Source organism: Geodermatophilus sp. TF02-6, from assembly GCF_003319115.1.
GTDB lineage: Bacteria > Actinomycetota > Actinomycetes > Mycobacteriales > Geodermatophilaceae > Geodermatophilus.
The window spans coordinates 90,662-109,891 of sequence record NZ_QOHF01000012.1; the positions used below are offsets into that span (position 1 = coordinate 90,662).

A 19,230-nucleotide genomic window follows, 5' to 3' on the forward strand; every position below is an offset into this window, starting at 1 on the left:
GTATGTGGCGGTGCGCTCCCAGCCCGGAGCACTCAGCGACGGCGCGCGGGGAGGATGCGCCGGCGCGGCACGCCGGTCGGCGTGTCGTCGTCCGGACCGGTCAGCGCGTCGGCCATCCCGCGCAGCCCGTCGAGGTCGTGCACGTCCCCGGCGGCCGCTGGCACGGTGCGGACGGCGACCTGCGGGTGGGCGCTGGTGAACCGGTCGGCCAGCCGCTGCTCGCGGGCGGCGACGGTCATCCGCTCGGCGTGCACCCGCAGCGCGCCGGCGGCCAGCTCGGCGCCCTCGCCGCCGGCCTCGAGCACCTCCTCGGCGGCGCCGTCGGCGCGGGTGGCGGTCAGCGCGGTGGTCGCCGGCGGGTGCGTGCGGTTGAGCACCAGCCCGGCCAACGGCATCTGCTCGGCGGAGAGCCGGTCGACGAAGTAGGAGGCCTCCCGCAGCGCGTCGGGCTCGGGGGTGGCGACGACGACGAACCAGGTGCCCGGCCGGCGCAGCAGCTCGTAGGTGGCGGTCGCCCGCTCGCGGAACCCGCCGAACATGGTGTCCAGCGCGGCCACGAACGCGGAGATGTCGCGCAGCAACTGCCCGCCGAGGATCTTCGAGATGATCCGGCTGAAGAACAAGAACCCGGCGCTGGCGACCTTGAAGCCGGCCCGGCCGCCCGCGCGGGCGGGGGCGGTCAGCAGCCGGATCATCGTGCCGTCGAGGAACCGGCTCATCCGGTTGGGGGCGTCGAGGAAGTCCAGCGCCGACCGCGACGGCGGGGTGTCGACGACGATGAGGTCCCACTGCCCCCCGGCCCGCAGCTGGCCCAGCTTCTCCATCGCCATGTACTCCTGCGTGCCGGCGAAGGAAGAGGACAGCGCCTGGTAGAAGGGGTTGGCGAAGACCTGCTCCGCCCGCTCGGGGGTCGAGTGCGCCACGACGACGTCGTCGAACGTGCGCTTCATGTCCAGCATCATCGCGTGCAGCTCGCCCTCGGCCCCCGGGACGTCGACCCGCCGCGGCTCGTTGTCCAGCTCTCCCAGGCCGAGGGACTGGGCCAGCCGGCGCGCGGGGTCGATGGTGAGGACGACGACGGTGCGGCCGGCCGCGGCGGCGGCCAGCGCGAGGGCGGCCGACGTCGTGGTCTTGCCCACCCCGCCCGCGCCGCAGCACACGACGATCCGGGTGCTGGGGTCGGTGATCAGCTCGGCCAGGTCGAACGGGAGTGCCTCGGGCGCCGGGTGCGCCACCCGACGGGAGAGCCGGCGGTGCCGCCCGGTCGTCGTCTCCCCGGCCACCGTCCCCTCGGCCACCGTCTCCCCGGCCGCGGTGTCCAGCGGAGCCGCCTGGTTCACGCCGCCACCCGAGCCCGCACGTGGTCCTCCAGCCGGCCGGCGAGCTCGAAGATCGCGCCGAGGTCGATGGGGCCGGGGAGCAGGGGCAGCTCGACGGTCGGCCGGCCGAGCGCTTCGACCTCGTCGCGCAACTCGTCCTGGGCGGCCCACCGCCGGGCGTGCTCGACCGCCTCGGCGGCCAGCGCGTCGGCCAGCGCCGTCCCGTCGTGCACGTGCGCGGCGGCCAGGGCCGGGGCGAGCTCGGCGCCGGTCAGCCGGCCCTCGACGGCGCGGGTCAGGGCCTCCTCGGGCAGCACCGGCTCGGTCGCCATGTTCACGATGACCGAGCCGAGCGGCAGGCCGACGGCGCTGAGCTCGGCGATCGCGTCGGCGGTCTCCTGCACCGGCATGTCCTCGAGCAGGGTGACCACGTGGACCGCCGTCTGCGGCGACCGGAACACCGCCATCACGCTGTCGCTCTGCGTCTTGATCGGGCCGGAGCCGGCCAGCCCGGCCACCTCGCCGGTGACGTTGAGGAACCGGGTGATCCGGCCGGTCGGCGGGGCGTCGACGACGACGGCGTCGTAGACCGGCCGGCCGTCGGAGCGGCGGGTCACCGCCTCCTTGATCTTGCCGGTGAGCAGCACGTCGCGCAGGCCAGGGGCGATGGTGGTGGCGAAGTCGACCGCTCCCATCCGGCGCAGCGCCCGGCCGGCCCGCCGGAGGTTGTAGAACATCTCCAGGTACTCGAGGAGGGCCTCCTCGACGTCGATCGCCAGGGCCTTCACCTCGCCCCCGCCGCGGGCGACGGCCACCCGCCGCTCCTCGTAGGGCAGCGGCGGGGTGTCGAACAGCTGGGCGATGCCCTGGCGTCCCTCGGTCTCGACGAGCAGCACCTGGCCGCCGTCGGCGGCCAGGGCCAGCGCGAGGGCGGCCGCGACCGTCGTCTTGCCCGTCCCGCCCTTCCCGGTCACGACGTGGCAGCGCACGGGAACGGGATCAGGACTCACGTACAGCAGCCTATGAGCCGTTCGGCACCCGGGCCTCCCGCAGCCCCGTGCGTCCCGCCACACCCCGGCCCTCCTGCAGGCCGAAGGACCCCTCGAAGGACCCCTCGAAGGACCCCTCGAAGGACCCCGTCCTCCTCACCCCTCGCCAGCTCGGGGCGAGCCTCGGGACGGGGCCGTGGGGGCAGGAGGGTCCTCCGCCTGCGCTAGCGTCGCGCCCATGAGCGAACCGGCCCGCGTCAGGTGGGAGTACGCGACCATCCCGCTGCTGATCCACAACACCAAGGCCATCCTCGACTCCTGGGGCGTCGACGGGTGGGAGCTGGTCACCGTGCTCCCCGGCCCGGCCGGCGCCGACCAGCCCGTCGCCTACCTCAAGCGCCCGGTGGGCTGACCCCGCGATGACCGGCCCGCAGACGCAGAGCTGGCACGCCCGGTTGGCCGCACTGGGCATCCGGCTGCCGGCGGTGGCCGCACCGGTCGCCGCCTACGTCCCGGCCGTGCGCAGCGGCCAGCTCGTCTACACCTCCGGGCAGCTCCCGTTCATCGACGGCGGGCTGCGCCGCACCGGCAAGGTCGGTGGCTCGGTGGACCCCGAGGACGCCGCGCACGACGCCAAGGTCTGCGCGCTCAACGCCCTCGCCGCGGTCGACGACCTGGTCGGGCTGGACTCGGTGGCCCGGATCGTGCGGGTGGTCGGCTACGTGGCCAGCGCGGAGGGCTTCACCGGCCAGCCGCGGGTGGTGAACGGGGCCAGCGAGCTGCTGGGCCGCGTCTTCGGCGACGCCGGCCGGCACGCCCGCAGCGCCGTCGGGGTGGCCGAGCTCCCGCTGGGCGCCCCGGTCGAGGTCGAGCTGACCGTCGAGCTGAGGTGACCGCTCCCCGCCAGGCCGCGACGGTCCTGCTGCTGCGGGACGGCACGGCCGGGCTCGAGGTCTACCTGCAGCGGCGCACCCGCGGGATGCCGTTCGCCGGCGGGATGACCGCCTACCCCGGCGGCGGCGTCGACCCCCGCGACGGCGACCTCCAGATCGCCTGGGCCGGCCCGCCGCCGGCACACTGGGCCCAGGCGTTCGGCTGCGACGAGCGGACGGCGCGGGAGCTGGTCTGCGCCGCCGTCCGGGAGACCTTCGAGGAGGCCGGCGTCCTGCTGGCCGGGTCCGCCGACGGCACCGACGGGGTGGGCGGGGTGGTGCCGGACGTCTCGGGGGACGACTGGGAGGCCCAACGGCAGGCGCTGCTGACCCGCGAGCTCTCCCTCACCGAGCTGCTCGCCGACCGCGGCCTGGCGCTGCGGTCGGACCTGCTGCGTCCCTTCGCGCACTGGATCACCCCGCCGGTGGAACCCCGGCGCTACGACACCAAGTTCTTCGCCGCGGCGCTCCCCGTCGGGCAGGAGGCGCGGTACGTCACCGGCGAGGCCGACGAGGCGAGCTGGCTGACCCCCGCCGACGCGCTGGGGCAGATGTCCGCCGGCACCCGGCCCATGCTGCCGCCGACCATCCACACCCTCGGCCAGCTCGAGCCGTTCGCCGACGTGGCCGCAGCGCTAGCCGGCTCCCCGCCGGAGCCGCTGCACCCGATCAGCCCCACCTTCGCCGACGAGCCCGACGGTCGCTGGGCGGTGCTGCCCGACGGCACCCGCATCCGGATGGTGGTGCCGCTTCCCTCGTGACCCTCCGGGTCACACCGCGGCCCGGTGCCGTCCCCGACCTGCTGGGAGCCCGACCGTCGCGTCCGGCGGGGACCCTGCGGGCCCGCCACCGGCCACGACACACCGCGGCCCGGTGCCGTCCCCGACCTGCTGGGAGCCCGACCGTCGCGTCCGGCGGGGACCCTGCGGGCCCGCCACCGGCCACGACACACCGCGGCCAGGCGTTCAGCGGGCGCGGCGGCGCAGGCGGTCCTCGTCGAGGATGACGACCGACTTGCCCTGCAGCTGGATCCAGCCGCGGTGCACGAAGTCGGCCAGCGCCTTGTTGACCGTCTCGCGGGAGGCGCCGACCAGCTGGGCCAGCTCCTCCTGGGTGAGGTCGTGCCTGACCCGCAGGCCGTCACCCTCCCGGCTGCCGAACCGGTCGGCCATCTGCAGCAGCGCCTTGGCGACCCGGCCGGGGACGTCGGTGAAGATGAGGTCCGCCACGGAGTCGTTGGTACGGCGCAGCCGGCGGGCGAGCACGTGCAGCAGCCGCTCGCCGACCTCGGGGTGGGCCTCGATCCACGGCCGCAGCACCGTCTGCGGCATCCGCGCCAGCTTGACGTCGGTGACGGCGGTCGCGGTCGCGGTGCGCGGCCCGGGGTCGAACACCGACAGCTCGCCGAACTGGTCCGACGGGCCCATGACGGCCAGCACGTTCTCGCGCCCGTCGGGGGAGCGGCGAGAGAGCTTGATCTTGCCGGAGATCACGATGTAGAGGCTGTCGCCCGGCTCGCCCTCGTTGAAGACAACCCGGCCCCGAGGGAGCGTCACCGTCTCCAGCCGGCTGGCGACCGGGCCCACCGCCTCCTCGGGCAGCCCCTGGAAGAGCCCGGACTGGGCCAGCACCTCGTCCACTACGCGTCCTCTCGCACGACCACAGGGGAGCGCCGACCCCCGGCGCGTCCCGGCCGGCGCACATCCTCTGGGCAGCGCCGTCCACGGTGAGTCTACGGGGCTGTGCCCACCGTCACCCGATCGGTGCGACCCCGACGGGTGAGGGGCCGTCGTCGGACGGCGGCCCCCTGCAGGGTCCCGCCGCGAGCTCGCGAGTGGTGGGGAGAGAGGGATCCTTCTTCAGAGGAGAGGCGACTCGGGCTCCCGGCGCACGCGCGCGGCGCGCCGCCGGCGCCAGCGGGCCATGGCCCGGCGGATCCCCGAGGTGGCCAGTGTGTCGACGTCCCCGGGGCTGGCGGTGGACAGGAACTCGGCCACCTCGCGCGGGCCCGTGGGTCGGCGCAGCGGCTCCTCCACCCGCTCCATGACCAGCAGGAAGGCGATGACCAGCGGGGGGAACAGGATGACGATGAGGGCGACCACCGTGTCCTCCTCTCTGTCCTCGACGCAGGACGCGGAGCGGGCCGGCCGGCTCGCGCACGCACTCGGTGGGTACCCCGAACCGCCGCGCGGGACGCCTGGGCGCCGACGGTTGCGATGATGGCACGGGGCCGGCACGGTCAGCCGGTCCGCCTACCCTCGACCGCGTGTCCTCGCCGGCCTACGCCCGCCCCGTCCCGCCGCACGCCCGGCGCGCCGCCGCCCGCGGTGGCTCGCCGTACGACCCGGAGGAGACGCCGCTGGCGCGCACCCGCCGGGCCCGGCGGATGGCCCGCGAGCTGGCGGCGCTGCACCCCGACGCGCACTGCGAGCTGGACTTCGAGAACGCCTTTCAGCTGCTGGTGGCCACCGTGCTGTCGGCGCAGACCACCGACAAGACGGTCAACAAGGTCACGCCGACGCTGTTCGCGGAGTACCCGGACGCGTACGCGCTGGCCGGGGCCGACCGCACCGAGCTGGAGGAGGTCCTCAAGCCCACCGGCTTCTTCCGGGCCAAGGCCAACTCGCTGCTCGGCCTGGCCCGGGCGCTGGTGGAGCGCTTCGACGGCGAGGTGCCCGGCCGGATGGCGGACCTGGTCACCCTGCCCGGCGTCGGCCGCAAGACCGCCAACGTCGTCCTCGGCAACGCCTTCGGCGTTCCGGGGCTCACCGTGGACACCCACTTCGGCCGCCTGGTGCGGCGGTTCGGCTGGACGGCGGAGGAGGACCCGGTCCGGGTCGAGGCCGACGTGGCCGAGCTGGTCCCCAAGCGGGACTGGACCATGTTCAGCCACCGGGTGATCTTCCACGGCCGCCGGGTCTGCCACGCGAAGAAGGCCGCCTGCGGTGCGTGCGGCCTGGCCCGGTGGTGTCCCTCCTACGGCATCGGCCCGACCGACCCGGCGGTCGCCACCACGCTGGTCAAGACCCCGGCCGCCTCCGACACCGAATGAGCGCCCGCCCGTGTCGGGCCGCGGTCGCCTGCGCGGTCGTGGCGCTGCTGGCCGGGTGCGGATCCCGGGACGCGGCGGACGGCCGGGGCGCCGTCACCGCGCCCTCGACGGCGGCGGCGACGAGCACCACGGCCCCCTGCCCCCAGCAGCCCGACACGCCGGCCTCGGGCGGCGAGGTGCTCGCCGACGTGACCGTGGACTGCCTCGGCGGGGGACGGTTGGCCCTCGGCCGGGCGCAGGGCGTGCCGACGGTGGTCAACCTGTGGGCCAGCTGGTGCGGGCCCTGCCGGGAGGAGCTGCCGATCGTGCAGCAGCTTGCCGACGCCGCCGGCGGCCGGCTGCGCGTCGTCGGCCTGGTCACCAAGGACACGGCGGCCAACGGCGCAGCCTTCGCCGCGGACGCCGGGATCACCATGCCGACCGGGGTCGACGCCGAGGGCGACCTGGCCGACGTGCAGGGCCTGCGGGGGCTGCCCTACACCTACCTGCTCCGGGCCGACGGGTCGGTCGCGCACCTGCAGCTGCGCCCGGTCACCTCGCTGGCGGAGCTGGAGGGCCTCGTCGCCGAGCACCTGGGGGTGACGCTGTGACACCCGGCCGGCACGACGACCTGCCGGACTACCTGCGCCGGCTGCTCGCCGCGGGCGACGACCTGCCGCTGCGGCACCGCATGCCCCGGCCCACCGCGACCGCCCGCCGCTCGGCGGTGCTGATCCTGTTCGGCGAGGGCCCGCGCGGTGCCGACGTCCTGCTCATCGAGAAGTCCGCGCACCTGCGCACCCACGCCGGCCAGCCGGCCTTCCCCGGCGGCGGCGCCGACCCCGGCGACGACTACCCGGTGGGCACCGCGCTGCGCGAGGCCGAGGAGGAGGCCGGCATCGACCCGGACGGCGTGCAGGTGCTGGCCACGCTGCCGGAGCTGTTCCTCGGCCCCTCGGACAACCTGGTCGTCCCGGTGGTGGCATGGTGGGACGACCCGCGCGAGGTCGGCGTCGGCGACCCCCGCGAGGTGGCCCGGGTCGCCCGGGTGCCGCTGGCCGACCTCGCCGACCCGGCCAACCGGTTCCGGGTCCGCCATCCCGCCTCCGGCTACGTCGGCCCGGCGTTCGGGGTGGCCGGCATGGTCGTCTGGGGGTTCACCGCGGGGCTGCTCGACGCGATCCTCGAGGCGGCCGGGCTGGCCCGACCGTGGGACACCTCCGACGTGCGACCACTGCTCACCCTCGGTGCGCGCCGGCCGCAGCTGCCCGGCACGCTCGACCCCACCGAGGACGAGCACGCCGCCGCGCCGACGGTGGCCGACCCCGCACCCGACGGGCTGCCGACGCGTACGGTTCCCCCCCGATGAACGGCAGAAGGACCTCCTTGCCCCCCGTGAAGGACCCCCCTCCCCCCCACCACTCGCAGGCTCGGTGGCCCCGTCCCGGGTCCCGCCCTGAGCCTCCGACGGCCCCCTTGCAGGGTCCCGCCACGAGCCCGCGAGTGGCGGGGGGCAAGGGGGTCCTTCAAGGGGAGGATGGGGTCCTTCGGCTGCAGGGGGGCCGGTCGAGGCTCGCGGCGGGCCCCTGCACGAAGGCCGCCGTGGTCGTCGCCGGGGTGGTCCTGGTGGTCGGCGTGCTGGCCGGCTGCGGCGGTGGGTCCGGCGAGGCTTCGGCGCCGTCGTCCGGGCCGGCCGTCGGCACGGTGACGACGGCGCCGGACGGCGTCCAGGAGGTCACCCTGCACACGCAGGACGACTACGTGTTCTCCCCCGACCGGTTCACCGTGGCGCCGGGGCGGGTCCGGTTGACCGTGACCAACGTCGCGGAGCAGCTGACCCACAACTTCCGCTTCTCGCCCGGCGGGGGACCCGAGCCGATCCAGCCGGAGATCCCGCTGCTGGCGCCGGGGGACAGCCGCACCATCGAGTTCACCGTGACCGCGCCCGGCGAGTACGGCTTCGAGTGCAGCTTCCACATCCAACTGGGCCAGGTCGGCACGATGACCGTGAGCGGCTGAGCACCGGTGTCGGTCGTCGACGTCGTCCTCATCCTCCTCGCCCTGGCCTTCGCGTTCTCCGGTTTCCGGCAGGGGCTGATCGTCTCGGCCGCGTCGTTCTTCGGCTTCTTCGGCGGCGCGGTGCTCGGAGCCCAGTTGTCCGGACCGGTGGCCGACCGGCTCGACGGCTCGCCGGTCACCCGGGTGTTCGCCGCGTTGGTCGTCGTTCTGGCCGGGGCGCTGCTGGGCCAGGTGCTGGCCGGGGCGGTCGGCCGCGCGGTGCGCCGGCGGGTCACCTGGCAGCCGGCCACGGTGGTCGACTCGGTGGCCGGCGCGGTGCTCTCGGCGGCCGCGGTCCTGCTCGTCGCCTGGATGGTGGCCACCCCGCTGGCCACCGCGCCGTTCCCACAGGTGGCCGGCCAGGTCCGGCAGTCGACGCTGGTGCAGGCGGTCGACCGCACCGTCCCCGACGGGGTCCGGGCGGTGTACGACTCGCTGCGCGAGGCCATCGACCGGCGGGGGCTGCCCGACGTCCTCGACCCGCTGACCCCCACGCAGGTCCCCGACGTCCCGGCGCCGGACCAGGCGCTGCTGGCCGACCCGGTCGTGGACTCGGTGCAGGGCTCGGTGGTGCAGATCAGCGGCGTGGCCCCGTCCTGCTCCCGGCAGATCGACGGCTCCGGCTTCGTCTACGCGCCCCAGCGGGTGATGACCAACGCGCACGTGCTCGCCGGCGTCACCGACCCGGTGGTCAGCGCGGAGGGCGAGGAGTTCGACGCCACCCCGGTGTACCTCGACGAGGAGACCGACATCGCGGTGCTCGCCGTCCCGGGTCTGCCGCAGGTGCCGCTCACCTTCGCCGCCGCGCCGGTGGGCTCCGGCGCCGACGCGATCATCATGGGCTACCCCGGCGGCGGTGACCTGTTCGTCGGGCCGGCGCGGGTGCGCGACCGCGGCGAGATCAGCGGGCCGGACTTCCGCGACACGCAGACCGTGGTGCGCGACGTCTACGCCCTCTACGGCGAGGTGCGGGCCGGCAACTCCGGCGGCCCGCTGTTCGATCGCACCGGCCACGTGCTCGGCGTGGTCTTCGCCTCGGCGATCGACGACCCGCTGACCGGTTACGCCCTCACCAACGCCGAGGTCGCCGGCGCCGCCCAGGCCGGTCAGGCCGCGACCGCCGAGGTCGCCACCGGCGCCTGCGAGTAGTAGGAGGACCCCGTCCTCCCCACCCTTCGCGGGCTCAGGGCGGGGCCCGGGACGGGGCCACACCTGGAGGGGGCCGACGTCACGCGGCGGCCCACCGGACCAGGGCCCGGCTCACCTCGTCCGGGTCCTCCTCGTGCGGGAAGTGGCCGACGCCGGGCAGCTCGCGCCACTCGTAGGCGCCGGCGACGTAGCGGCCCGACCCGCGGGCCGACGACGGCAGCACGCAGGGGTCCAGGGCGCCGTGCAGCTGCAGCGTCGGGGCCGTCACCGGGGCGGCCATCCGGCGGGCGTAGCGCAGCCCGTCGGGGCGCAGCTGGGAGCGCCCGGCCCAGCGGAAGTACTCCATCGAGCCGTAGGCGGCCTGCGGGATCCGGGCGGCCGAGCGGTAGCGGGCCACGGCCTGCGCGAAGTCGGCGGTGGAGGTCCAGGCCGGGCCGGCCCAGCGGCGCATGAACTCGGCCACCGGGTCGTCGTCGGCGCGGGTCAGCCGCCGCTCGGGCAGCCGGGGCAGCTGGAAGCCCAGGACGTGCCGCAGCGCCCGCCGCTGGGCGCCGTCCCGGAGCGCCGCGCGCAGCTGCCGCGGGTGGGCCATCGACAGGACCACCAGCCTGCGCACGCTGCGGGGGTGCAGGGCGGCCATCGTCCAGGCCACCAGCCCGCCCCAGTCGTGCCCCACGACGACGGCGTCCTGCTCACCGAGGGCGCGCACCAGGGCGGCGACGTCGGAGGCCGCCGTCGGCAGGTCGTAGCCGCGCGGCGGCTTGTCGCTGCCGCCGTACCCGCGCAGGTCCGGGGCGACGGCGCGGAAACCGGCCGCGGCCAGCGCGGGCAGCTGCGCCCGCCAGGTCCACCAGAACTGCGGGAAGCCGTGCAGCAGCAGCACCAGCGGGCCCTCGCCGGCCTCGGCGACGTGCAGCCGGACCCCGTTGGCGGAGAGATCCCGGTGGGTCCAGGGGCCGGGCAGCAGGACGCTGGTGGCGTCCGGCGGCTCCTCGTCGGCGAGGGTCACCGGGACGGCGAGGGGCGCCGGGGCGGCACGGCCCCGTTCAGACGGTGTAGTTCTCGCTGCCGCGCAGCTGCACCCGCCCGTTGCTCACGGTCGGCACGTCGCGGCGGCGCTCGCCGGGAGTCTCCCGGTGGACGACCTCCGGCAGGTCGCGCAGCGTCTCGATCGTCCGCTCGGGCTTCTCGATCTTCTTCAGCTGCTGGCGGCCGATCAGGGCGGCGATGCCGGCGACGACCGCGAGCAGGACGAAGACGATGAGGTAGGAGATCCAGCGCGCCAGCCCGAGCCAGGTGAGGAACTCGGCGATGGTGACGAACAGGAAGATGCCGGCGAAGGCCAGCAGAACCCCGGCGGCGGCGAACGAGGCGGCCCCGATGCCGGCCCTCTTCGCCGACTTGCCGACCTCGGCCTTGGCCAGCTCGATCTCGCTGCGGATCAACGTCGAGACGTCGGCCATCGCGCTCTGCACCAGCGCGCCGATGGAGGGTTCCTCCGCACCGGTGGCCCGATGCTGGGACGGGCTCGACGGAACGCTGTGGGCCACGGGGCACCTCCTGGGGTCTTCGGCTGGTCAGGGGAATGGTGCCCCATGATCACTGACTCCGCGTCCCGGCATCCTCTGACCCGAGGCATGGGAAGCGATACCGGCGGTTTCGGCCGCCACACGCGTGTATTGCCTCCCATGCCTCGGTCGGCCCCCTCCAGGGCACCGCCCCGAGCGTGCGAGGGGTGGGGAGGACGGGGTCCTTCTCCGAGGGGTGGAGGCGGGGGTCCTCTCAGTCGTCGGACGACGAGGTGGCCGGCAGCTTGTCCTTGATCAGGCTCATGACCGAGGAGTCGGTGAGCGTGGTGACGTCGCCCAGCTCCCGGTCCTCCGCGACGTCGCGCAGCAGCCGCCGCATGATCTTGCCCGAGCGGGTCTTCGGCAGCTCCTGCACGACCATGATCTGGCGGGGCTTGGCGATGGGGCCGATGTCCTTGGCCACGTGCTGGCGCAGCTGCTGGACCAGGTCGTCGCCGGAGTCCTCCCGCCCCAGCTGCTCGGCGTCCCCGCGCAGGATGACGAAGGCGACGATGCCCTGCCCGGTCGTCGGGTCGCTGGCGCCGACGACCGCCGCCTCGGCCACCGTCGGGTGGGCGACCAGCGAGGACTCCACCTCGGTCGTGGAGATCCGGTGTCCGGAGACGTTCATGACGTCGTCCACCCGGCCGAGCAGCCAGATGTCGCCGTCGGCGTCCTTCTTCGCGCCGTCCCCGGCGAAGTAGACCTCCCTGCCGAAGCGCGACCAGTAGGTGTCGACGTAGCGGTCGTCGTCGCCCCAGATGGTGCGCAGCATCGCCGGCCACGGCTCGGTGAGCACCAGCAGGCCGGTGGTGTCGTCGCCGAGCTCGTTGCCCTCGTCGTCGACGACCTTGGCGCTGATGCCGGGGAGCGGCGTCTGCGCCGAACCGGGCTTGAGGGTCGTGACGCCGGGCAGCGGGGTGATCATGTGCGCCCCGGTCTCGGTCTGCCACCAGGTGTCCATGACCGGGCAGCGGCCGCCACCGATGTGCTCGTGGTACCACAGCCAGGCCTCGGGGTTGATCGGCTCACCGACCGAGCCGAGGACGCGCAGGCTGGAGAGGTCGAACTCGGCGGGGATGTCCTCGCCCCACTTCATGAACGTGCGGATCACCGTGGGCGCGGTGTAGAGGATCGACACCTCGTAGCGGTCGATGATCTCGAACCAGCGGCCCCGGTGCGGGGTCTCCGGCGTCCCCTCGTACATGACGCTGGTGGCCCGGTTGGCCAGCGGCCCGTAGACGATGTAGCTGTGACCGGTGACCCAGCCGACGTCGGCGGCGGTCCAGAAGACGTCGGTGTCGGGCTGGAGGTCGAAGACCGCCCAGTGGGTCCACGCGACCTGGGTCAGGTAGCCGCCGCTGGTGTGCATGATGCCCTTGGGCTTCGCCGTCGTCCCGGACGTGTACATGATGTAGAGCGGGTGCTCGGCGTCGAACGCCTCGGGCGTGTGCTCGGTCGACTGCCGATCGACGACGTCGTGCCACCACAGGTCGCGGCCCTCGGTCCAGTCGACGTCCTGCTCGGTCCGCTTCACGACGACGACGTTGCGGACGGCGCCGCTGCGGCTCACCGCGTCGTCGACCGCGGGCTTGAGCGCGCTCGCCGCGCCGCGGCGGTAGCCGCCGTCGGCGGTGATGACGAGGACCGCGCCGGAGTCGTCGAGCCGGCTGGCCAGGGCGTCGGCGGAGAAGCCGCCGAAGACGACCATGTGGACGGCGCCGATGCGGGCGCAGGCCAGCATCGCGATCACCGTCTCCGGGATCATCGGCATGTAGACGGCGACCCGGTCGCCGGCCTGCACGCCCAGCTCGAGCAGGGCGTTGGCGGCCTTGCACACCTCGTCCTTCAGCTGGGCGTAGGTGATGGTGCGCCGGTCGCCGGGCTCACCCTCCCAGTGGTAGGCGACCTGCTCGCCGTGGCCGGCCTCGACGTGCCGGTCGACGCAGTTGTAGGCGACGTTGAGCCTGCCCCCGACGAACCACTTGGCGAACGGCGGGTTGGTCCAGTCGAGGACCTGGTCCCAGGTCTGCTCCCAGGTCAGCCGCTCGGCCTGCCGTGCCCAGAAGGCCAGCCGGTCGCGCGAGGCCTCCTCGTAGACCTCCGGACCCACGTTGGCCCGGGCGGCCAGCTGCTCCGGCACCGGGAACCGGCGGCTCTCCAGCTCGGTCGACTCGCTCATCCGACTTCCTCCCGTTCTCCGCGTCGACGGCCACGCCGGCCCGACCCGGCGCCGCGGGCGGCGCGACGTGCTCTCCGCCACACCGTATGGCCCCGGCCGTCCCGCGTCCGCCTCGGGCGGCGTCACGCCGCGCGGGCCGGCTGGGCCCGGCGGAGCGGGGCGGCGAGACTGGCCCCGTGACGGCGGGAGCGCAGGCGCAGGTGGCCGCCCGGGTGCCCGGCGCGGCGGCGCTCGGTCTGCTGCCGCCCCCGTCGGCGCGGCTGCTGCCGGCCACCGTGCTCACCGACCCGGACTGGACCGCCGAGCGGCTGGCCGGACTCGGGGTGCGCTACGCCGTCGACGACCGGGCCGTCGACGACCGGGCCGTCGGCGACCGGCGGGTGCTGGCGACCGTGTGGTGGTACTCGGCGTCGTCGGTGCTGCTCACCCCCGCGCTGGCCGGGCTGGCGACGGGACTGCCGCTGTCCGCGCGGCTGGCCGACACGTCACTGGCCGTGCTGGCCGGCGGGACGCCGGTGGCCGCCGTGTCGTCGGCTTCCGGCGGGGACCTCGCCGGTCAGCTGCGGGAGACCCTCTCCACCGTGGTGGGCGCGGTGGCCGCGGCCGGCGAGGTGCGCCCGCGGCCGCTGTGGGCGATCGCGGCCGACTCGCTGGCCAACCGGCTGCTGGCGATCGGCCGCGCCCTGGGGGAGGTGCCGCGGGTGACCGCGCTGGCCGGGCCGCTGGCCGTCGCCGTCGGTGCGCCGCTGCCGGTGCCCCGCTACGTCGACGTCGCCGGCGTCCGGTTCACCCGGCGGGTGTCGTGCTGCCTGCTGTACCGGCTGCCGCCCGAGCCGCTGTGCACCTCCTGCCCGCGCCGTCCCCCGGCCGAACGGCGGGTGCTGCTCGAGGACACCGCGGAGCGGATGCGCTGACGCCGACCGGGTGCCCGGTGGAGTGCGGACGCAGGAGACCTGCGTCGGGGCGCTCCGGTCAGGGCAGGAACAGCATCGTGTCGCCGTACTCGTGCCACAGGTAGCCGCCGGCGACGGCCCGCGCGTAGGCGTCGGCCACCAGCGCCCGCCCCGCCACGGCCTGCAGGAGCAGCAGGTGGCTGGCGTCGGGGGCGTGCAGCCCGGTGAGCAGGCCGGTGACGGCCCATACGGGGCGGTCGGGGTCCAGCACCAGGTCGGTCCAGCCCTCGGCCGGCCGGGTGACGCCGTCCTCGCCGGTCGCCGTCTCCAGCGCCCGGGTGACCGTGGTGCCCACGGCGACGACCCGGCGCCCGGCCGCCCGCGTGCCGTTCACGAGCCGGGCGGTGACCTCGGGCACCCGGAACCGCTCCGGCGCCGGCGGCTCGTGCAGCTCGGGGCTGGAGACGCCGGCGTGCAGCACCAGCGGGACGACGGGGACGCCGCGGGCCATCAGCCGCACCAGCAGGCGGTCGGTGAACGGCCGGCCGGCGCTGGGGTTCTCCGCGCTGCCCGGCTCGGTGGCGTAGACGTTCTGCGCGTCGGCCAGCGGGACGGCGCCGTCGAGGTACCCGTAGCGGATCGGCTGCCCGTGCCGCGCCAGGTGCTCGACCGCGGACACGTCCGGCTCGGTCCGGGCCCGCCACAGCCGCGACGGCCGCGCCGGGTCGGGGAAGCCCTCGACCAGCCGCAGTCGGACGCCGCCGGGCAGCTCGAGCGCGGTGCCGGGCTCCACTCCGCGGTCGGGGCCGTCGTTGCCGGGACGGCGCACCTCCACCACCCAGTCGCTGTCGTCGAGCGTGGTGGAGACGTGCAGCGGGGTGAGCACTCCGTCGGCGCGCCGGACGTCGAGGCGGGCGGGCAGCGTCGCGGAGGTGTTGACCACGACCAGGTCGCCGGGGTCGAGGACGTCGGGGAGGTCGCGGAAGACGGCGTCGCGGACGTCCCCGGGCCGCACGACCATCAGCCGGACGCCGTCGCGGGCCAGGCCGCGGCGCTCGGGCGGGGCGGGAGCCTCGGCGCCCATGACGGGCGCGCTCACCGGCCGGCCTCCGCGGTCGCGGCCAGGTCGGTTGCCCGGTGGCGGCCGCTGGGCAGCCCGCCGTCGACCAGCCGCAGCAGCGCGGGGACGACGGTCCGCGGGTCGGGCAGGCCGGTCGCGTCGGGGTCGGCCGCACGGTGCATCTCGGTGTCCATGTCGCCGGGGTCGACGGCGTAGACCCGCAGCGCCGGGTGTTCGACGGCGAGGACGGCGGTCAGCTGGTCGAGCGCGGCCTTGCTCGCGCCGTACCCGCCCCAGCCGGGGTACGCCTCGACCGCGGCGTCGCTGCTGACGTCGACGACGCGCCCGCCGGCCCGCTCCAGCGCGGGCAGCACCGCCTGCAGCAGGGCCAGCGGGGCGACGGTGTTGACCGCGAGCACCCGCTCGAAGGCCGCCACCGGCAGGTCGGCGAGGCGGGGCAGCGGCGTCGGGCCGAGGTCGCTGGCGTTGTTCACCAGCAGGTCGAGGCGCTCGCCCACGGCGGCGGCGAGGGCGGCCCGGTGGGCGGGGTCGGTGACGTCGCCGGGGATCGCGGTGACCAGGTCGGGGCGGGGGAGGGCGGCGACGGTGGCGGCGAGGCGGTCGGGGTCGCGGCCGTCGAGGACGAGCCGCCAGCCGCGGCGGCCGAGAGCCTCGGCGAGCGCGGCGCCCAGGCCGCGGGACGCGCCGGTGACGAGTGCGGTCGGAGGTGTCATGCCGCCACGGTCTTGCTTCACGTGCACTTGAGGTCAAGAGTTGGAGTGAACTCGAGATGGGAGGGTGCCGTGGCCGAGCTGCTGACGATCGGGCAGGTGGCCGAGCGGTCCGGCGTGGCCGCGTCGGCGCTGCGCTACTACGAGGCCCAGGGGCTCATCGCGGCGTCCCGCACGGCCGGGGGCGCCCGCCGCTTCCCGCGCAGCGTGCTGCGGCGGCTGGCGTTCGTCCGGGCGGCGCAGAACGTGGGCCTGTCGCTGCCGGAGGTCCGCGCCGCGCTGGCCACGCTGCCGGAGGGGCGGACGCCGTCGGCGCGCGACTGGGCGCGGCTGTCGGCGGGGTGGCGGGACCGGCTGGACCAGCAGATCGCGGCGTTGGTCCAGCTGCGGAACGGGCTGTCGTCCTGCATCGGCTGCGGTTGCCTGTCGCTGGACCGGTGCGCGCTGTCCAACCCCGGCGACGTCGCCGGCTCCGACGGGCCGGGGGCGCGCTGGCTGTCCCCGGCGCTGCGCCGGGTGCCGCCGGTCTCGAACGCCGGATGACCCCTGCGACCGACGCGGGCCGAGGTGTCCTCCGGCCGTCGCCGGGTGATGATCGGCCGGTCGGCGTCGACAGGGAGGGTCGCCATGACGGTCATGCCCGCCGCGTTCTTCGGCCACGGCAACCCGATGAACGCCCTCGAGGAGAACCGCTACACCGGGGCCTGGCGCGCGTTCGGCGAGGCGGTGCCGCAGCCCCGGGCGATCCTCGTGGTCTCGGCGCACTGGTACGTGCACGCGACCGCGGTGACGGCGATGCCGCGGCCGCGCACCATCCACGACTTCTTCGGCTTCCCCCGCGAGCTGTTCGACGTCCGCTACGACGCGCCGGGCCTGCCCGAGCTGTACGAGGAGGTCGCCGACGTCGTGCACCCGACGTGGGTGGGCGCCGACGTCGACAGCTGGGGCATCGACCACGGCACCTGGTCGGTGCTGCGGCACGCCTTCCCGGACGCCGACGTGCCGGTCGTGCAGCTGTCGATCAACGCGCTCAAGCCGGCCGACTACCACCTGCAGCTCGGCGCCGCGCTCGCCCCGCTGCGGGAGGACGGCGTGCTGGTCGTCGGCAGCGGCAACGTCGTCCACAACCTCGGCGGGGTCAGTCGGGAGATGCCGGACGCCGGGTTCGACTGGGCGCGCCGGTTCGACGAGCAGGCGCGGGAGCTGATGCTCGACGAGCCGACCGAGGTGGCCCGCCTCGACGGGCACCGCGACTACGACCTCGCCGTCCCCACCCCCGACCACTTCCTGCCGCTGCTCTACGTGGCCGGGGTGGCCGGCGCGACCAGCACGACCGCCGACGTGCTGGTCGACGGCTACGCCTACGGGTCGCTGTCGATGACCGCCTACACCGTCGGCATGACGCCCCCGCGCGCCGAGGGCAGCGGGTCGGCCGCGCCGCTGCCCGAGGAACCGCCCGCCGACGGCGCCAACATCTGAAGTCAGCCGGTGGCGGCGTCGCTGATCCGCGGGAACGGCCGCGTGGAGAAGACCACCTCGACCGGCAGGCCGAAGAACTCCGCGATGCGCAGCGCCAGGTGCAGGCTGGGGTTGTACTCGCCGCGCTCGAGGTAGCCGACCGTCTGGTAGTGCACCCCCAGGGCGTCGGCGAGCTGGCGCCGGGTGACGCCCTGCTCGGCACGCAGCAGCGCGATCCGGTTGTAGACGGCGTCCCCGGTCCGGTCGCCGGTCACCGCACCCACTGCAGCGCGGCGTCCCGGGCGGCCGCGACCTGGGAGCCGGACTGCCGTCGTGCCATCCGCCGCAGCACCACCGGGGCCACGAGCAGGTCGGCGACCGCCCAGGCGGCGAGCACGAGGGCGACCTGGCCGGACCGCCACGACCCGCCGAGCTCGAGGGAGGCCGCGGCGTCGGGCAGGAACGCCGAGCGCATGCCCAGCCCGATCCAGTACGTGGGGAACACCTGCGCCACCGCCTGCACCCAGCCCCACAGCGCCTGGACGGGGAAGAAGATGCCCGAGATCGCCGTCACCACGACGACCGGCAGCATCCCCCAGGTGCCGACCTTCTGCGTGTCCGGTATCACCGCACCCAGGATCATCCCCAGCGGCAGGGTGGCCAGCAGCCCCAGGACCAGCACCCAGACGACGGTGAGCCACCCGCCGCCGCCAGCCGGCACGACGTCGTCGAAGAGCAGGGCGCTGGGCACCAGGACGATCAGCAGCAGCGGGACCGTGCCGAGCGAGTGGTACACCAGCTGCCCGGTGACGTAGCCCTGCATCCCGTGCGGGAGGGCCTTGTGCCGCAGCAGCGTGCCGTCCTCGCGCTCCATGGCCAGCGCGAAGGCCGGGCCGATCACCACGTTGAACGCGACCAGGGCGGCGAGGATGCCGGGCAGGGCGACCGTCGGGTAGAGCAGCGACGTCCCCTCGACCGGGTCGTCGCGGTTGAACCACAGGTAGGTCAGCGTGCCCAGCCCCACGACCAGGTAGAAGGCCTGGTCCTGCGGGCTGCGCTGGCTCTGCGTGAACTCCGTCCAGCCCCGCTGCAGGCCGAGCCGGACCGCGTACGACGCACCGGGACCGCTCACCGGGCCACCTCCTCCAGCTCGGGCCGGACGCCGGACTCCTGCCGGGCGACCATCGCGATGTAGGTGTCCTCCAGGCTGGCGCGGGTCGAACCCGGCGGTGGGCTCGTCGAGGAAGAGCAGGTCGGGGCGGCCGACGATCCCGACCGCGACGTCCAGCCGCCGGCGCCGTCCGCCGGAGAGGGTGGCGATCTTGCGGTCGGCGTCGTCGGTGAGGCCGACGGTCTCCAGTAGCCGGTCGACGTCGTGGGGGCGGGGCCGCTCCGGCGTCGAGTAGGGCCGGTAGTAGCCGCCCAGCTGGGTGAGCAGCCGGCGCGGCGTCCAGCGGGCGTGGTCGCGCCACGACTGCAGGACCACGCCGACCCGCGCCCGCCAGGCGTCGGCGGCCCGGGCCGGGTCGGTGCCGAGCACCCGCACCTCGCCGGCCGACGGCAGCCGGAAGCCCTCGAGGACCTCGATGGTCGTCGTCTTTCCCGCGCCGTTGGGGCCGAGCAGGCAGACGACCTCACCGGGGTGGACGTCGAGGTCGACGCCGGTGAGCACCTCCTTCGGGCCGTAGCTCATCCGCAGGCCGCGGACCCGGACGACGGGCTCCTGCCTGAGTGGTCCCACCGGGTGCTCGAGCGCCATCGGACACCGCTCCTCACTGAGGGCCCTCGGAACCCGTGATAGTAGTTCTGCTACATCGATAGCAGAAGTCTTGTCTGCATCCCGCCCCGACTAGCGTGACC

The 19,230-nt window shown here is 75.2% G+C and carries 22 protein-coding genes; 11 read left to right on the forward strand and 11 right to left on the reverse strand.

Annotated features, from left to right (window positions below; genetic code table 11):
- Nucleotides 1-32 precede the first annotated feature (32 nt).
- Nucleotides 33-1,340, reverse strand: coding sequence for an ArsA family ATPase (locus DQ238_RS12625; protein WP_233495923.1), 1,308 nt, complete (start codon nucleotides 1,338-1,340; stop codon nucleotides 33-35).
- On the reverse strand, nucleotides 1,337-2,329 hold the full coding sequence (locus DQ238_RS12630) for an ArsA-related P-loop ATPase (protein WP_113781618.1): 993 nt from the start codon (nucleotides 2,327-2,329) through the stop codon (nucleotides 1,337-1,339). The genes DQ238_RS12625 and DQ238_RS12630 overlap by 4 nt, the downstream gene beginning before the upstream one ends.
- 217 nt (nucleotides 2,330-2,546) lie before the next feature.
- Here DQ238_RS12630 and DQ238_RS23280 point away from each other — a divergent pair, with 217 nt between their 5' ends.
- The 3 genes from DQ238_RS23280 to DQ238_RS12640 are packed head-to-tail and all read left to right on the forward strand — an operon-like array spanning nucleotide 2,547 to nucleotide 4,001.
- Nucleotides 2,547-2,720: a hypothetical protein gene (locus DQ238_RS23280; protein ID WP_199506319.1), complete on the forward strand. Its 174-nt coding sequence runs from the start codon at nucleotides 2,547-2,549 to the stop codon at nucleotides 2,718-2,720.
- A 7-nt stretch (nucleotides 2,721-2,727) separates the two neighbouring features.
- Complete coding sequence (locus DQ238_RS12635) at nucleotides 2,728-3,201, forward strand: RidA family protein (protein WP_113781619.1); 474 nt, start codon at nucleotides 2,728-2,730, stop codon at nucleotides 3,199-3,201.
- A complete protein-coding gene (locus tag DQ238_RS12640) occupies nucleotides 3,198-4,001 on the forward strand; it encodes an NUDIX domain-containing protein (RefSeq protein WP_113781620.1) in 804 nt (267 codons plus the stop codon). Before DQ238_RS12635 ends, DQ238_RS12640 begins: the two co-directional genes overlap by 4 nt.
- A gap of 204 nt (nucleotides 4,002-4,205) precedes the next feature.
- On the opposite strand, the gene DQ238_RS12645 is transcribed toward DQ238_RS12640, so the two are convergent.
- Both DQ238_RS12645 and DQ238_RS12650 read right to left on the reverse strand, forming a co-directional pair.
- A complete protein-coding gene (locus tag DQ238_RS12645; protein WP_113781621.1) occupies nucleotides 4,206-4,880 on the reverse strand; it encodes a Crp/Fnr family transcriptional regulator in 675 nt (224 codons plus the stop codon).
- Nucleotides 4,881-5,099: 219 nt separating this feature from the next.
- The gene (locus DQ238_RS12650) at nucleotides 5,100-5,342 is read right to left on the reverse strand and encodes a hypothetical protein (RefSeq protein WP_113781622.1); all 243 of its coding nucleotides are present in this window, start codon (nucleotides 5,340-5,342) and stop codon (nucleotides 5,100-5,102) included.
- 164 nt (nucleotides 5,343-5,506) lie between these two features.
- On the opposite strand from DQ238_RS12650, the gene nth reads away from it, so the two are divergent.
- The 5 genes from nth to DQ238_RS12675 all read left to right on the forward strand — a co-directional run bounded on the left by nth (nucleotide 5,507) and on the right by DQ238_RS12675 (nucleotide 9,478).
- The gene (gene nth / locus DQ238_RS12655; RefSeq protein ID WP_113781623.1) at nucleotides 5,507-6,292 is read left to right on the forward strand and encodes an endonuclease III; all 786 of its coding nucleotides are present in this window, start codon (nucleotides 5,507-5,509) and stop codon (nucleotides 6,290-6,292) included.
- The gene (locus DQ238_RS12660; protein WP_113781624.1) at nucleotides 6,289-6,882 is read left to right on the forward strand and encodes a TlpA disulfide reductase family protein; all 594 of its coding nucleotides are present in this window, start codon (nucleotides 6,289-6,291) and stop codon (nucleotides 6,880-6,882) included. Before nth ends, DQ238_RS12660 begins: the two co-directional genes overlap by 4 nt.
- Nucleotides 6,879-7,640 carry a CoA pyrophosphatase gene (locus DQ238_RS12665; protein WP_113781625.1) on the forward strand — a complete coding sequence of 254 codons (762 nt, stop codon included), beginning with the start codon at nucleotides 6,879-6,881 and terminating at the stop codon, nucleotides 7,638-7,640. Before DQ238_RS12660 ends, DQ238_RS12665 begins: the two co-directional genes overlap by 4 nt.
- 233 nt (nucleotides 7,641-7,873) lie before the next feature.
- A complete protein-coding gene (locus DQ238_RS23765) occupies nucleotides 7,874-8,290 on the forward strand; it encodes a plastocyanin/azurin family copper-binding protein (protein ID WP_233495924.1) in 417 nt (138 codons plus the stop codon).
- 6 nt (nucleotides 8,291-8,296) lie between these two features.
- Entirely contained in the window at nucleotides 8,297-9,478 is a 1,182-nt protein-coding gene (locus tag DQ238_RS12675; RefSeq protein WP_113781627.1) for a MarP family serine protease, read from the forward strand.
- A 79-nt stretch (nucleotides 9,479-9,557) separates the two neighbouring features.
- Here DQ238_RS12675 and DQ238_RS12680 read toward each other — a convergent pair whose 3' ends face one another.
- From DQ238_RS12680 to acs, 3 genes are all read right to left on the reverse strand, one after another.
- Entirely contained in the window at nucleotides 9,558-10,487 is a 930-nt protein-coding gene (locus DQ238_RS12680; RefSeq protein ID WP_113781628.1) for an alpha/beta fold hydrolase, read from the reverse strand.
- Between the two features lie 37 nt (nucleotides 10,488-10,524).
- Nucleotides 10,525-11,028, reverse strand: a complete 504-nt coding sequence (locus DQ238_RS12685; RefSeq protein ID WP_113781629.1) for a phage holin family protein — start codon at nucleotides 11,026-11,028, stop codon at nucleotides 10,525-10,527.
- Nucleotides 11,029-11,260: 232 nt separating this feature from the next.
- Nucleotides 11,261-13,228, reverse strand: a complete 1,968-nt coding sequence (gene acs, locus DQ238_RS12690) for an acetate--CoA ligase (RefSeq protein ID WP_113781630.1) — start codon at nucleotides 13,226-13,228, stop codon at nucleotides 11,261-11,263.
- Nucleotides 13,229-13,404: 176 nt separating this feature from the next.
- Between acs and DQ238_RS12695 the strand changes: the two genes are divergently transcribed.
- The gene (locus DQ238_RS12695; protein ID WP_233495925.1) at nucleotides 13,405-14,142 is read left to right on the forward strand and encodes a (2Fe-2S)-binding protein; all 738 of its coding nucleotides are present in this window, start codon (nucleotides 13,405-13,407) and stop codon (nucleotides 14,140-14,142) included.
- Nucleotides 14,143-14,200: 58 nt separating this feature from the next.
- On the opposite strand, the gene DQ238_RS12700 is transcribed toward DQ238_RS12695, so the two are convergent.
- Together DQ238_RS12700 and DQ238_RS12705 are read right to left on the reverse strand one after the other, a co-directional pair.
- Nucleotides 14,201-15,220 carry an S-adenosylmethionine:tRNA ribosyltransferase-isomerase gene (locus DQ238_RS12700; protein ID WP_113781632.1) on the reverse strand — a complete coding sequence of 340 codons (1,020 nt, stop codon included), beginning with the start codon at nucleotides 15,218-15,220 and terminating at the stop codon, nucleotides 14,201-14,203.
- Nucleotides 15,217-15,915 carry an SDR family oxidoreductase gene (locus DQ238_RS12705; protein WP_113781633.1) on the reverse strand — a complete coding sequence of 233 codons (699 nt, stop codon included), beginning with the start codon at nucleotides 15,913-15,915 and terminating at the stop codon, nucleotides 15,217-15,219. The genes DQ238_RS12700 and DQ238_RS12705 overlap by 4 nt, the downstream gene beginning before the upstream one ends.
- A gap of 69 nt (nucleotides 15,916-15,984) precedes the next feature.
- Between DQ238_RS12705 and soxR the strand changes: the two genes are divergently transcribed.
- Nucleotides 15,985-16,455 carry a redox-sensitive transcriptional activator SoxR gene (gene soxR, locus DQ238_RS12710; RefSeq protein WP_113781634.1) on the forward strand — a complete coding sequence of 157 codons (471 nt, stop codon included), beginning with the start codon at nucleotides 15,985-15,987 and terminating at the stop codon, nucleotides 16,453-16,455.
- Nucleotides 16,456-16,539: 84 nt separating this feature from the next.
- Nucleotides 16,540-17,391, forward strand: coding sequence for a 4,5-DOPA dioxygenase extradiol (gene ygiD, locus DQ238_RS12715; RefSeq protein ID WP_199506320.1), 852 nt, complete (start codon nucleotides 16,540-16,542; stop codon nucleotides 17,389-17,391).
- 2 nt (nucleotides 17,392-17,393) lie between these two features.
- On the opposite strand, the gene DQ238_RS12720 is transcribed toward ygiD, so the two are convergent.
- Nucleotides 17,394-17,645, reverse strand: coding sequence for a helix-turn-helix transcriptional regulator (locus DQ238_RS12720; RefSeq protein WP_113781685.1), 252 nt, complete (start codon nucleotides 17,643-17,645; stop codon nucleotides 17,394-17,396).
- Nucleotides 17,642-19,129, reverse strand: coding sequence for an ABC transporter ATP-binding protein/permease (locus DQ238_RS23770; protein WP_233495926.1), 1,488 nt, complete (start codon nucleotides 19,127-19,129; stop codon nucleotides 17,642-17,644). The genes DQ238_RS12720 and DQ238_RS23770 overlap by 4 nt, the downstream gene beginning before the upstream one ends.
- Nucleotides 19,130-19,230: the final 101 nt, after the last annotated feature.